11 protein-coding genes are annotated in these 13,174 nt (G+C 71.8%); 4 read left to right on the forward strand and 7 right to left on the reverse strand.

Features of this window, described 5'->3' with window-relative positions; all coding sequences use genetic code 11:
- Positions 1-17: 17 nt before the first annotated feature.
- On the forward strand, positions 18-644 hold the full coding sequence (locus H4696_RS32925; protein ID WP_072475190.1) for a response regulator: 627 nt from the start codon (positions 18-20) through the stop codon (positions 642-644).
- Between the two features lie 208 nt (positions 645-852).
- Here the strand turns inward: H4696_RS32925 and H4696_RS32930 are convergent, their stop codons facing one another.
- The 5 genes from H4696_RS32930 to H4696_RS32950 form a co-directional block, all read right to left on the reverse strand.
- Positions 853-2,064 (reverse strand): GAF domain-containing sensor histidine kinase, encoded by a 1,212-nt coding sequence (locus tag H4696_RS32930; protein WP_086857366.1) that lies wholly within the window; start codon positions 2,062-2,064, stop codon positions 853-855.
- Between the two features lie 38 nt (positions 2,065-2,102).
- Positions 2,103-5,318, reverse strand: a complete 3,216-nt coding sequence (gene cydD / locus H4696_RS32935; RefSeq protein WP_192782664.1) for a thiol reductant ABC exporter subunit CydD — start codon at positions 5,316-5,318, stop codon at positions 2,103-2,105.
- Entirely contained in the window at positions 5,315-6,322 is a 1,008-nt protein-coding gene (gene cydB, locus H4696_RS32940) for a cytochrome d ubiquinol oxidase subunit II (RefSeq protein ID WP_086857364.1), read from the reverse strand. Before cydB ends, cydD begins: the two co-directional genes overlap by 4 nt.
- A 111-nt stretch (positions 6,323-6,433) precedes the next feature.
- Positions 6,434-7,906: a cytochrome ubiquinol oxidase subunit I gene (locus H4696_RS32945; RefSeq protein ID WP_086857395.1), complete on the reverse strand. Its 1,473-nt coding sequence runs from the start codon at positions 7,904-7,906 to the stop codon at positions 6,434-6,436.
- A gap of 79 nt (positions 7,907-7,985) precedes the next feature.
- Positions 7,986-8,945, reverse strand: a complete 960-nt coding sequence (locus tag H4696_RS32950) for a S41 family peptidase (protein WP_086857394.1) — start codon at positions 8,943-8,945, stop codon at positions 7,986-7,988.
- Positions 8,946-9,131: 186 nt separating this feature from the next.
- On the opposite strand from H4696_RS32950, the gene H4696_RS32955 reads away from it, so the two are divergent.
- Together H4696_RS32955 and H4696_RS32960 are read left to right on the forward strand one after the other, a co-directional pair.
- The gene (locus tag H4696_RS32955; protein ID WP_086857363.1) at positions 9,132-9,719 is read left to right on the forward strand and encodes a TMEM165/GDT1 family protein; all 588 of its coding nucleotides are present in this window, start codon (positions 9,132-9,134) and stop codon (positions 9,717-9,719) included.
- Between the two features lie 56 nt (positions 9,720-9,775).
- Positions 9,776-10,423, forward strand: a complete 648-nt coding sequence (locus H4696_RS32960) for a DUF998 domain-containing protein (RefSeq protein WP_086857362.1) — start codon at positions 9,776-9,778, stop codon at positions 10,421-10,423.
- Here H4696_RS32960 and H4696_RS32965 read toward each other — a convergent pair.
- Together H4696_RS32965 and H4696_RS32970 are read right to left on the reverse strand one after the other, a co-directional pair.
- Positions 10,420-11,055: an IclR family transcriptional regulator gene (locus H4696_RS32965; protein ID WP_086857361.1), complete on the reverse strand. Its 636-nt coding sequence runs from the start codon at positions 11,053-11,055 to the stop codon at positions 10,420-10,422. The genes H4696_RS32960 and H4696_RS32965 overlap by 4 nt on opposite strands.
- Positions 11,052-11,906 (reverse strand): hypothetical protein, encoded by an 855-nt coding sequence (locus H4696_RS32970; RefSeq protein ID WP_276328914.1) that lies wholly within the window; start codon positions 11,904-11,906, stop codon positions 11,052-11,054. The genes H4696_RS32965 and H4696_RS32970 overlap by 4 nt, the downstream gene beginning before the upstream one ends.
- Before the next feature lie 85 nt (positions 11,907-11,991).
- Here H4696_RS32970 and H4696_RS32975 point away from each other — a divergent pair, with 85 nt between their 5' ends.
- Entirely contained in the window at positions 11,992-13,164 is a 1,173-nt protein-coding gene (locus tag H4696_RS32975) for a homogentisate 1,2-dioxygenase (RefSeq protein ID WP_086857359.1), read from the forward strand.
- Positions 13,165-13,174: the final 10 nt, after the last annotated feature.

Genomic DNA, 13,174 nt, shown 5'->3' on the forward strand with positions numbered 1-13,174 from the left:
CCCCGTAACCTCGGGGTATGCCGATCCAGGTGCTGCTCGTCGACGACCACGAACTGGTCCGCCGCGGGCTCCGCGACCTCCTCGGCGACGAGCCCGACATCGAGGTCGTCGCCGAGGCGAGCAGCGTCGAAGAGGCACTGGCGGTGGCGATGCACGTCGAACCGGAGGTCGCGGTGGTCGACGTCCGCCTCGGCGACGGCGACGGCATCACGCTCTGCCGCGAACTGCGGTCGAAGCCGAACCCGCCGGCCTGCCTGATGCTCACGGCGTTCGACGACGAAGAGGCGATGGTCGGCGCCATCATGGCCGGTGCGGCGGGGTATCTGCTGAAGCAGGTGCGCGGGCAGGACGTCGTGCACGCGGTGCGCGAAGTCGCGGCCGGGCGCTCGCTGCTGGACCCGCTGAGCACCGCGCGGGTGCTGGACAAGATGCGGCACCCGCCGACGGACGAGCTGGCGACGCTGACCGAGCGCGAACGCGACGTGCTCGAGCTGATCGGCCAGGGCCTGTCGAACCGCGAGATCGCCGAGCGGCTCTTCCTCGCGGAGAAGACGGTCAAGAACTACGTCACTTCGGTGCTCGCGAAGCTCGGCATGCAGCGCCGGACGCAGGCCGCCGCCTGGATCGCCCGGCGCGAGAAGTAACACCTCGCGATCGGCGCGTCCGCAATCCGCCGTTCGCTGCCACATTTTTCAACCCTCGTCACGTTCCGCCACGCCGATCGACGTCGACGCGGTAAGAGATTCACTCGAACGTGAGTCGAATATATGTTCGACGAGCCGGTACGATCATTTCGAGGGCGTGGAAGGGAGGCTGGATGACCCGAGAAGGTTGAGTTCGCAGGAGAGCCGGTCAGTCAAGTGGGAGATCGAACGCGACGAGCGTGCCGAGACTGGGTGAGGAGTTCAGGAAGAACTTCCCGCCCGCGGCGTCCGCGCGTTCGGCGAGATGACGAAGACCGCGGGTGGCGACGCCTTGAGGAACACCGGAACCGTTGTCCCGGACGCGGAGTTTGACACCGTCGGAGTCCCTCGCCAGCGTCACGCGGGTTTCGCTGGCGCCGGAGTGTCTGACCACATTGGACAGTGCTTCGCGCAGCGCGGCTCGGATGTGGTCGGCGCGTTCCGCGGGGATGTCGGCGAATTCGCCGGACAGCTCCAGGGTCGGCGGGTAGCCGAGCAGCTCGCCGGCGATGCGGACCTCGCCGCGCGCCGACTCGGCGAGGTCGGTGGGCGTGCCGGTGTCGTGGCGAGGCTCCGGCGACCGCAGCGCGCGCACGGTGCCGCGGATTTCCTCGATGGTCTGGTCGAGCTGGTCGATCGCGTCCGAGAGGCGAGCCCCGTCGGCCTGGGCGAACCGCTTGCGCATGTTGCGCCGGACCCGGTCCAGCTGCATGCCGGCGCCGTAGAGCCGTTGGACGATGACGTCGTGGAGCTCGCGGGCGATGCGCTCCCGCTCCTCGTACAGCGCGACCCGGTGCCGCGCGTTGGCCCCCTCGGCGAGAGCAAGCACGACCCCGGCCTGCGCGGCGAAGGCGACGAGCATCTCGACGGTCCCGGCGGAGAAGGGCTCACGGCCCCGCTTCCGGTAGACGGTCAGCGCGCCCAGCACCCGCCCTCCTGACCCGAACGGCGCCGCCGCGAACGGCCCGTAGCCATGGAGTTCGGCGGGGACGTAGGGCGCGGTCCGCGGATCGACGGTGAAGTCATCGCTGGCCACGGGCTCCCCGCCCCGGGCAACGTGCCCGGCCGCGGAATCGGCGGGCAGGGCGAGACCTCGCAAGGACTCCCCTGCCGGGGCATCGAGCTGATCGGCCGACTCCGCGGGACTCACCGCGGGACCGCTGCCGCCGTCGGTCGGGTGCGCGGTCGCGTAGTGCGCCGCCTCGACCACCACGCGACCGTCGTCGGCGCTCACCATCGCGAGGCCGAGGTCGGCGTCGGCGAGTTCGGCCGCCCTGGCGACGACCGTGTCGAGCACCGCGCCCGGGTCGTCGCCGGACAGGGCGGTGCTCGTGATCTCGGTAGCGGCGGACAGTGCCCGCGCGGCAAGCGTCGGATCCATGAGTTCCGTCATTATCGCGCGGCGCAGCGGTGGTGCGATCACGGCACCGGTACCCGAGTCGTAACCCGGCCGTCGCGGACTTCGAGGACCACGTCCGCGTTGGCGGCCTCGTCGGCTCGGTGGGTCACGTGCAGCACCGTGCGACCGGCCAGGGCTTCGCGCAGGTGCGCGCGCACGGCCTGGGCTGTCGGCTCGTCGAGGTGCGCGGTCGGCTCGTCCAGCAGGACGAGCCCCGCCGCCGGCGCGGCGAGCAGGGCGCGTGCCAGCGCGACGCGCTGGGCCTGCCCGCCCGACAGCCCGCTGCCGCCGCTGCCGAGCAGCGTGGCCGGGTCGACGTCGTCGAGGGCGGCCTCGTGGAGCGCTTGGCGGAGGTCGGCCTCGGTCGCCGTGGGATGGGCGAGGCGGAGGTTCTCGGCGACCGTCGTGGCCGCGAGCATCGGCTCCTGCGGTGCCCACGCGACCGCGTCCGGGACGTCGACCACGCCGCCGCGCGGCTCGAGGAAGCCCAGCAGCGCGGCGACGAGCGTCGACTTGCCGGCGCCGCTCGGGCCGACGACCGCGGCGTACGTTCCCGGACGGAGGTGCACGTCGACGTCGTGGAGGACGACCGGGCCGTCCGGCCAGCCGAGGTCGGCTCCGCGCAGCTCGACGCCCGCTCCGGAGTGCCGGGGCGGCGGCGGAGGTACGTCGGCGAGCCGGCGGCGGGCGCGCTGCAGCGTGTCCCAGTGCTGCGCCACCGGCGGCAGCAGCGCGAGGACCTCCGCCAGCGCGAGCGGCACCAGCGCCAGCAGAGGCGCCAAGACCGGGTCGAGCTGCCCGGCCGTGACCGCCGAAGCGGCGAAGGCCGTGCTGACGACCGCGGCCGTTCCGCAGGCCAGCGTCACCAGCGCTTCCGCCGCGCCCGCGCCGAACGCCTGGCGGCGGGCCTGGGCGGCCAGGCGGGTATCGGCGTCCGCCAAGGCGCGGCGGTGGTCTCGGGCAGTGCCGAAGGCCAGGAGTTCGGCTGCCGCTTCGAACAGGACCAGCACTCGCGATGCCACGTCGCGGCGGCCCGCGGCCAACGCCGACGTCGCCCGACGTTCGGCGCGCAGCGCGACCCACGGCGCACACAGCCCGAGCGCCACCGCCGCCGCGAGCGTCAAGCCCGCCGCGGGCAGGACCCACGTCTGGACGGCGATCGCGCCGGCCGCGACCAGCGCCACCACCAGTGGCGGGGACACCACGCGCGGCAGGAGGTCGCGCACGGTGTCGACGTCGGCGACCAGGCGGCGCTGCCCCTCCCCCGCGCGCGGTCCGCGTGCGGGGCCGAGCCGGACCAGTGAATTCCAGAGCCGCACCCGCACCCGACCGGCGATGCGGAACGCGGCGTCGTGGGTGACCAGGCGTTCGACGTACCGCAGCCCGGCACGGCCCAGCCCGAACGCGCGGACGCCGACGACCGCGACCGTCAGGGTCAGGATCGGCGGCTGCTGCGACGCCTTGGCGATGAGCCAGCCCGACGTCGCGGTCAGTGCCACCCCGGCCAGCAGCGCCACCGCGCCCAGCACGGCGCCGCCGAACAGGCGGCCGTCGAGGAGCGCTCGCCAGCCGAGCGGCACGCCTGGAGAGTCCTTTGTGGACATCGAAGCGGCCGGGAGGGGGTCCGGAGCCAGGTCGACGGCGGCCGTGCGCTCGTGGGCCGCGATGACGGCCGCGGCGCCGTTGTCGACCGCGCGCTGCACCGCGTCGAGAACCAGGCGGGCGGTGGCCTGGTCGAGGTGTGCCGTCGGCTCGTCGAGCAGCAGCAGCCAGGCGCCGTGCCGGACGCGGGCCAGCGCACGGGCGACGGCGACGCGCTGACGCTGGCCCAGCGAAAGCTTCGCGACCGGGCGGTCGGCGAGCCCGGTCAGCCCGAGTTCGTCGAGCGGGGCATCGGAACCGGCTTCCTCGAGGACCGTGCCCCCGGCGAACACCGGCGACTGCGGCACCCACGCGACCTGCTCGCGCCACCGCTCGAGGTCGGCGTCGGCGAGGTTCACCGCGCCGACCGTGATGGCGCCGTCGTGCGCCGGGACGAAGCCGAGCAGGGCGGAGAGCGTCGTCGACTTGCCGCCGCCGCTCGGGGCGCGGAGCCAGACCGTCTCGCCCGGGCGGACCGTGAACGTCTCGCCGTCCGGGGCGAAGCCGTCGCGCCGGGCCACCCGGAGCGAAGACACCCGCAGCTCGCCGCGCTCCGGAACGGCAGTGCCGGTTAAAGGGACCGGCGTGGCCAGCAGGTCGGCGACGCGCCGGACCGCTTCGACGCCGTCCTCGCTGCTGTGGAACGCGGCGCCGACCGCGCGCAGCGGCTGGTAGCACTCCGGCGCGAGGATCAGCACGCCGAGCCCGATGGCCAGCGGCAGGTGGCCGCCGGCCAGCCGGACGCCGATGACGACCGCGACCAGCGCCACCGACAGCGTCGCGGCGAGCTCGAGGACGAACGCCGAGGAGAAGGCCACCTTCAACGTCTTGAGCGTCGCGCGGCGGTGGCGTTCGGACAGCCGGCGGACCGTCTCGGCCTGGGCGGCGGCGCGGCGGAACGCGGTCAGCACCGGGAGCACGCGCACGAGCTCCAGCAGGCGCTCGGACATCCGGTGCGTCGCGTCGGTGGCGCCGGCGACGCGGCCGGCCGTGTACTTGCCGACGAGGATCGCGAACATCGGGAGCAGCGGCACGGTCAGCGCGATGATGACGCCGGACGGCCAGTCGGCGAACAGGATCGCCGCACCGGCGCCGAGCGGGACGACGGCCGCCGTCACCAGAGCGGGCAGGTATTCGCGGAAGTACGCGTCGAGCACGTCGAGGCCGCGGGTGGTGAGCGCGGTCAGCTCGCCGTGGCCACGCCGGGCGATCCATTCGGGGCCGAGGCGCAGCGCGTGGTCGACGGCTCGGGCGCGCAGCTCGCGCTGGGCGGTCGCGGCGGCGCGGGCCGAGACCGTGCGCACCGCCCAGCCGGTCAGCGCGCGCGTCACGACGAGCGCGAGCAGCGCGGCCAGCTGGGCGGTGCGTCCCCCGGACCCTGCTCCGACGATCGCCGCGAGGACGTCGGCGAGCAGGAACGCCTGTGCCACCAGCGCGGCGGCGTTGAGGAACGCGAGGAACCCCACCAGGGCCAGCGCTCGGCGCACGGCAGGCACGAGGGCCGGCAATGCGCCGAGCGGGCCCTTTCCCGGCCGCGCCGAGTCCACTGTGGACTCCGAGGCGAGAAGGGTTGCGCGCCCGGGAAGCTTGCTCATGGTGCGTGGACCGCCGGGATGTGCTGAGTGCCGATGCGCTTGCGGAACACCCAGTACGTCCAGCCCTGGTAGATCAGCACCGCCGGGGCGCCGAACACGGCGACCCAGGTCATCACGGTCAGCGTGTACGGGCTCGACGCGGCGCCCTCGATGGTGAGGGTGTTGGCGGCGTCGAGGGTCGAGGGCAGGACGTTCGGGAACAGCGACCCGAACAGGACCACCGCGGCCGCCGCGATCATCACCCCGAGCGCCGCGAACGCCTGGCCGTCGCGGTCCGCGCGCAGCCGGAACCAGGCCACGACCGCGGCGACGGCGGCGACGCCGAACGCGAGCAGCGTCCACAGCGTGCCTTCGCGCCACTGGACGACCGTCAGGAAGGCGACGATCGGCACCATCGAGAGCGGCAGCGCGCGGATCGCCAGCTTGCGAGCGCGTTCCCGCAGGTCACCGCTGGTCTTCAGGGCAAGGAACGCGGCGCCGTGCGTGATCGAGAAGGCGGCGATGGCAACCGCGCCGAGCAGGGTGTCCCAGCGGAAGGCGGCGAACGCGGAGCCGACGCGGTTGCCGTGGGCGTCGAGCGGCAGGCCGAGCACGGTGGTCGCGAGGATGAGCCCGACGCCCAGCGGCGGGATCCACGAGCCGAGCACGATGACGCGGTCCCAGGTGCGGCGCCAGCGGTCGGAGTCGACCTTGCCGCGGTACTCGAAGGCCACGCCGCGGCCGATGAGGGCGAGCAGCAGGAGCAGCAGCGGCAGGTAGGCGGCCGAGAAGAGGCTGGCGTACCAGCCGGGGAAGGCCGCGAACATGGCCCCGCCGGCGACGATGAGCCAGACCTCGTTGCCATCCCAGACCGGTCCGATGGTGTTGACCATGACGCGGCGTTCGGTGTTGTCACGCGAGAGGACCGGCAGCAGCATGCCGACGCCGAAGTCGAAGCCTTCGAGGAACAGGTAGCCGAGCCAGAAGAAGGCGATGACGACGAACCAGACGATTTCGAGGCTCATCGGGCTCCTCCCACTCGGTTGCCGTGAGTTGTCCACAGCCTGCGGAGTTGTCCACAGGTAGGCTGTGGGTAACCCGCGAGGGTGATCACATCGGCACTCATCGTCAGCACCTCAGTAGGCGAAGGCGAGCGTGTCCTCGCCCGGTTTGTCGGAATCCTTCTTTTCCGGGGGCATCACCGCTTCGACGCCGCCGCGGATGTACTTGCGCATCAGGAACAGCTCCACCACGCCGAGGGCCGCGTACACCGTGGTCAGGGCGATCAGTGACGTCCAGACCTCGCCGGTCGTCAGCCGCGACACCGCCTGGGCCGTGAACATCCACACCCCGTCGACGCCCGACGGGTTCGGGACGACCACGAACGGCTGACGGCCCATCTCCGTGAAGATCCACCCCGCGCTGTTGCCGAGGAACGGCGTCGCGATGCCGCCCAGGACCAGCAGCGGGAACCAGCGGCCGCTCGGGATCCGGTCCTTCCGGGTCAGCCACAGGGCCAGGAGCCCGATCCCCGCCGAGACCGCGCCGAAGCCGATCATCATGCGGAAGCCCCAGTACGTCACCGGCAGGTTGGGCACGTAGTCGATCGGCTTGCCCGCGAGCGAACCCAGCTCCGGGTCGTCCGGGTAGTTCGTGCCGTACTTCGCCTGGTACTCGGTGATCAGGTCCTCGACGCCCTTGACCTCGGTCTTGAAGTCGTTGTGCGCCAGGAACGACAGCAGCGCCGGCACGTTGAACGTCTTGACGTCCTCGCAGTTCGACCCCGCGACGTCGCCGATCGCGATGATCGAGAAGCTCGCCGGCTGCTCCGTGTGGCACAGCGCTTCGGCCGACGCCATCTTCATCGGCTGCTGCTCGAACATCAGCTTGCCCTGCGCGTCGCCGGTGATCGCGAGGACCGCGAACGCCGCCACGCCGACCCAGCCGCCGAGGCGCAGCGAGGAGCGCCACACGTCCTGGTTCGACCGCCGCCGCCAGAGGTGCCAGCCCGCGACGCCGACCAGGAACGCCGCCGCCACCGAGAACGCGCCCGCGAGGGTGTGCGGGATCGCGGCCAGCGCCGTGTTGTTCGTCAGCACCGCCCAGATCGAGTTCATCGTCGGCCTGCCGTTCTCGAACGTCACGCCGACCGGGTGCTGCATCCACGAGTTCGCCGCGAGGATGAAGTACGCCGAGGCCATCGTGGCCAGCGAGAACGCCCAGGCGCACGCCAGGTGCACCTTCTTCGGCAGCCGGTCCCAGCCGAAGATCCACAGGCCGAGGAACGTCGACTCGACGAAGAAGGCGACCAGCCCCTCCATCGCGAGCGGCGCGCCGAAGACGTCGCCGACGAAGCGGGAGTACGCGCTCCAGTTCATCCCGAACTGGAACTCCTGCACGATGCCGGTCACGACGCCCATCGCGAAGTTGACCAGCAGCAGCTTGCCCCAGAACTTCGTCATCTTCAGGTGCCGCAGCTCGCCGGTGCGGACCCAGGCGGTCTGCATCGCCGCGACCAGGATCGACAGCCCGATGGTCAGCGGGACCATCAGGAAGTGGTAGACGGTGGTGATGCCGAACTGCCACCGCGCTAGCTCAAGGACCTCCACGTGGTCCAGCGTGCTCCGGCGCCGGGACGGCAGCCAGATCAACTGGTCCTGTCGAACGCAGGACCAACGTCCTGGGTGACTACAGCTGGTCGAGCGCCTCCCGCGCTTCTTCCGCCACCATCCGCCGCGCCCCGGCCGAACCCAGCTCGAGGACCTGCTTCAGCGCCAGCGCGTACGCCGTGTCGAACGCCTGCTCCGCCGCCACCGGGAGGTCCGGGCGGACGCCGACGCCTTCCCAGTTCTCCCCCGTCTCGGGGTGCAGCGAGCGCGCGATGGACACCGTCACGTCGAGGTAGGTGTCCACCTTGTACTGCTCACGCGGGTGGGCGCCGCCGCGGGTGGCCTCGCCGACCGTCTTCGCGCGGCCCTGCTGCTGGAGCGAGAACGCCAGGTCCTCGCCGCCGGAGAACGTGCGCGGGCCGGTCAGCACCCAGATCGGCTTCGTGCCGCCGAACCGCGGGCCCGGCACGTACGGCAGCGTCCACATCTGCGTCGTCTTGTCGCCCTCGCGCTCGTAGATGTCGAGGTAGTGCACCTGCTCGTCGACCAGGTAGGTCTGCAGCAGCGCGCTGGTGCCCGGGCTGCCGCCGCGGTTGCGGCGCACGTCCAGCAGCAGCGCGTCCGTCGTCGCGAGCAGCGTCATCGCGGCCGAGATCGCGGGACCGGCCAGCTCCGCCGGGTACAGCATCGTCGTGTCGAGGTAGCCGACGTTGCCGGGCAGCCGGCGGACCGCCGCGATGCCGAAGCCCTCCAGCTCGGCCTCGATCCGGAAGTCCGCGGAGTTCATCGCCGCGTCGCCGTCGTCGGCGACCGGGTCGGCGTGGTGGCGCAGCCGCAGGTGCGGGTCGCCGTTGACCGACTGCAGGTCGGCCGTGACGAGCGTCGCGAATCCGGCGTCGTCGACGTCCGCGTACGCCCCGCTTTCCAGACGTCCGCGGAGCACGTCCGCCAGCTTCGCGGCGACGGCCGGGAAGACGTAGTGCGCTTCCAGCCGGCGGATGACCTCGTTGACCTGCGCGACCCGCGCCTCTGACCCCATGGTCATCAACCTACCGCAGCCCACAAACGAAAATTCGGTGTGCCGAAAAAAATTGTGCGTCCGGGCTTGATGTCAAATTCATGGCCGCCGATCCGGTGATTTCGCGGTCGCCATCAGCTTGCGGTTCTCTGAATCGCCCCTTTATCGTTGCAGTGAAAGGGGCGAAGAAATCACATGACTTCCGCAATGGTGGCGTTGATCAGCGCGTTCGGCCTGGTCCTCGCCGTCGAGCTGCCGGACAAGACGCTGGTCGCGACCCTCGTCCTGACCACCCGTTTCCGCGGTGGCCCGGTATTCGCCGGGGTGTGCGCCGCGTTCGCCGTGCAAAGCGTCATCGCGGTCGCGTTCGGCAGCATCCTGACGCTGTTGCCGGACGTCGTCCTTTCCCTCGCCGTCGCCGCCATGTTCGGCCTCGGTTCTTTCATGCTCCTTCGCGAGGGATTCAGCGAAGCGGACGAAGCCGGTGAAGACGCTTCGCGCATCGGCCCGGCCCCGCTGTCCTTCCTGCGCTCCGCGATGACGTCGTTCGGCGTGCTCTTCGCCGCCGAGTGGGGTGACGCCTCCCAGCTCGCCACGGCCAGCCTCGCCGCCCGGATCGGCAACCCCGTCGCCGTCGGCGTCGGCGCGTTCGCCGCGCTCGTCGTCGTCGCCGGGCTGGCCGTGTTCATCGGCGGGAAGATCCGCAGCCGGATCAAGCCGAAGCTGATCCAGCGCTGCGCCGGGTTCGTGTTCGCCGGGTTCGCCGCTTTCGCCCTGCTCCAGCTGGCCTTCTGACCGCCGCCTCACAGGTTCACCGGGTAACCTTTCGGAAACGAAAGGGTGGAAGCCAGGTGAACAAGCCATTGACCGCGGTCTCGCCGTGGCACGGCCGGCTCGCGCTCGGTGGCATCGGCCTCGCCGTGGCCATCTCGGTCGGCCTGCACGTGCGGCTCTCCGCGCAGGTCAGCCCGGTCTGGCAGACGCTCTCGGAGTACGTCTACGGCAAGCTCGGCTCGACGTCGGCCGCGCCGGTGTTCAGCGTGATGTGCCTGGCCCTGTCGCTCGGCTCGGTCGCCCTGCTCGCCGGCATCGCGAAAGCGCACCGGCCGGGCACCACCACCGTCTGCGTGCTGCTCGGCGTGTGGTCGGCCGGGCTGCTCGTGTGCGGGCTCGTCCCCGTCGACCCCGACGGCCAGGCGCGCTCGCTGGCCGGGCAGGTCCACAACCTCGCCGCGCTCACCGCGTTCGTCGCCCTGCCCGCGGCCGCGTTCGTGCTGACGAAGAAGGGCCGCGAGCGCTGCCCGTGGGAGCCGCGCCGGACGACGATCCGGCGCCTGGCCACCGCGAGCTTCGCCAGCGTCGGCGTGGTGCTCGGCGGGTTCGTCCTCACGCTCGTCCTCGGCCCGGCGAACCAGGAAGTGACGCTGGGCCTGTTCGAGCGGCTGCTGTTCACCGTCGACGTCACGCTGCTGCTGACGATGGTCCGCCCGCTGCGCTAAGCCTTCAGGATGTCCGCCAGCCGCACGGCCGCCGCGACGACCTGCGGCCCCACCTCGGCGGCCTTCAGCGGCTCCATCGAGACGACCCCAACGCTCGCCTTCAGCCCCGGCACCCCGCGCACCGGCGCCGCGACCCCGGAGGCGCCCGCCTCCAGCTCACCGGTTGACGTCACCCAGCCGTCGCCGCCTGGCCGCAACGACATAGCTTTGCCCGCCGCGCCCGCGGTCAGCGAGTGCCGGCTCCCGACGCGGTAGGCGACGTGGAAGCTCGTCCAGGACGGCTCCACGACGGCCACCGCAAGCGCTTGCGTCCCCTGCGCGACCGACAGGTGCGCGGTCGCGCCGACCTTCTCGGCCAGCTCGCGCAGCACCGGCCCGGCCGCGTCCCGCAGCTGCGGGAGCACCTGCCCGGCCAGCCGCAGCAGCCCGACACCGAGCCGCACCTTGGTGCCGTCGCGCCAGACCAGCCCGCGCTCCGACAGCGGCACGAGCAGCCGGTAGACGGCCGCGCGGCTGGCCCCGATGGTGACCGCCAGCTCGGAGATGGTCGCCGCGTCGCCACCGGCGTCGGCCACTGCCTGCAGCAGCGCCAGCCCGCGGTCGAGCGTCAGCGACCCCTCCCGGCTGGTCACAGCAAGCCGAGTTCGCCCAGGTCGGCGACCGGCTCCTCGAACGACGCCGCCGCGTAGGACGCGAAGAGCGCCCGCACGGCCTTCGCGGCCGGCTCGGACAGCGCACGGGCCTCGTCGGCCAGCGCCTGGGCGTCGGTCGACTCCAGCGCGGCCCGGACGTCGCCGCCGGCGAGGCTGCGCGCGGACGCCACGAGCAGGTTCAGGAAGCCGTGGTGCACGAAGCCGGTTTCCGGGTCGGTGTGCCGGACCGCGCGGTGCAGGCTGTTCGTCGCCTTGAACGAGGCCCCGCTGGACCCCGAGACGACGGCGAGGAAGTCCGCGACCTCGTCGACGTTGGGGAAGTTCTCCCCCGCCTTGCCGCCGCAGCGGATCTTCGGCCAGCTGCCGTGCTCGATCACCTTGCGCACGCCGTCCAGCCAGCCGACGCCGCGCCGCGGCTCGACCACGCGGATGACGTCCTCGGGGACGAACTCCGAGACGCGCTCCAGCCAGACCTCGTCGACGTCCGAAGGCGCGGGCATCTCGACCATCCGCAGCGCCAGCAGCTCACTGCGCGACTCGACGATCGAGATGGCCTTCGGGACGCCGCCGAGGCCGGTGTCGATGATCAGCGACAGCGGCAGCGGCTGCTTCGGCTTGATCTTGATCAGCTCGGTGATCAGCTCCGGCAACCGGGAGGCTTGACAGAGAAAAACCCCCAGGACACCGGCGTGTTCGGACTCCCGGCTCGCGAAATGCGAACGCAGGGCTTCGGGCATGGCCGCATCGCCCGGAGGGAACAGCGCCGAGTCGTCGACGAGCCTCGCGAACAGGGGAGGAATCCCACGGGGGCCGGGGGGCGTGAGTTCCACAGCGCTTGACACGACTGACACGCTAGTAGCGTACGACATGAGGACAAAATCGTCCGCACAGCGGACACGTGAGAAGGGGGCGCCGATGCCTTACTACCGGCAAGTAGGCGAGATCCCGCACAAGCGGCACACCGCGTTCCGCAAGCCGGACGGCGGCCTCTACGCCGAGGAGCTGATGGGTGTCGAGGGCTTCTCCGCCGACTCCGCGCTGCTCTACCACCGCGGCCTGCCGACGGCGATCGTCGACGCCGTCGCGGTCGAGGAGGACCGCGGCCCGCTCACGCCGAACCTGCCGCTCAAGCCGCGGGCCTTCAAGACCCAGGACCTCAAGTTCGGCGGCGAGACCGACGCCGTGACCGACCGGCGCCGGCTGTTCGGCAACGCCGACGTCACCATCGGCTTCGTGACCGCGACCGCGCCCAGCCCGCTGTACCGCAACGCGGCCGGCGACGAGCTCTTCTACGTCCACGGCGGCTCCGCGACCGTCGAGACGATCTACGGCAGCATCGACATCGGCGACGGCGACTACCTCGTGCTCCCGACGTCGTGCACCTACCGGGTCGTCCCCCACGGCGAGGTCAACCTCTTCACGCTCGAGGCGCGCGGCCACATCGGGCCGCCGAAGCGGTACTTGTCGGCGAAGGGCCAGTTCCTGGAGCACGCGCCGTACTGCGAGCGCGACATCCGCGGGCCGTCGTCGCCGCTGGTGGTGGACGGCGAGGACGTCGAGGTGCTCGTGCGGCACCGCGCGGGCCTCACGCGCTACACGTACGCGACGCACCCCTTCGACGTCGTCGGCTGGGACGGCTGCCTCTACCCGTGGGCGTTCAACATCGACGACTTCGAGCCGATCACCGGCCGCGTGCACCAGCCGCCGCCGGTGCACCAGACGTTCGAGGGCCCGAACTTCGTCGTCTGCTCCTTCTGCCCGCGGAAGGTCGACTACCACGAGGACTCGATCCCGGTGCCGTACAACCACGCGAACGTCGACTCCGACGAGCTGATGTTCTACGTGCGCGGCAACTACGAGGCCCGCAAGGGCTCGGGCATCGGCGTCGGCTCGCTCTCGCTGCACCCGTCCGGGTTCACGCACGGCCCGCAGCCGGGCGCGGCGGAGGCGTCGATCGGCGCGGAGTTCTTCGACGAGACCGCGGTCATGGTCGACACCTTCGCGCCGCTGGAGCTCGGCGAGGCCGCCGACGCGTCGGAGGACCCGGGGTACGCGTGGACGTGGTCGCGTCGCGGCCCTAAGCAATAGTCAAAATACC

The organism is Amycolatopsis lexingtonensis, assembly GCF_014873755.1.
Classification (GTDB): Bacteria; Actinomycetota; Actinomycetes; order Mycobacteriales; family Pseudonocardiaceae; genus Amycolatopsis; species Amycolatopsis lexingtonensis.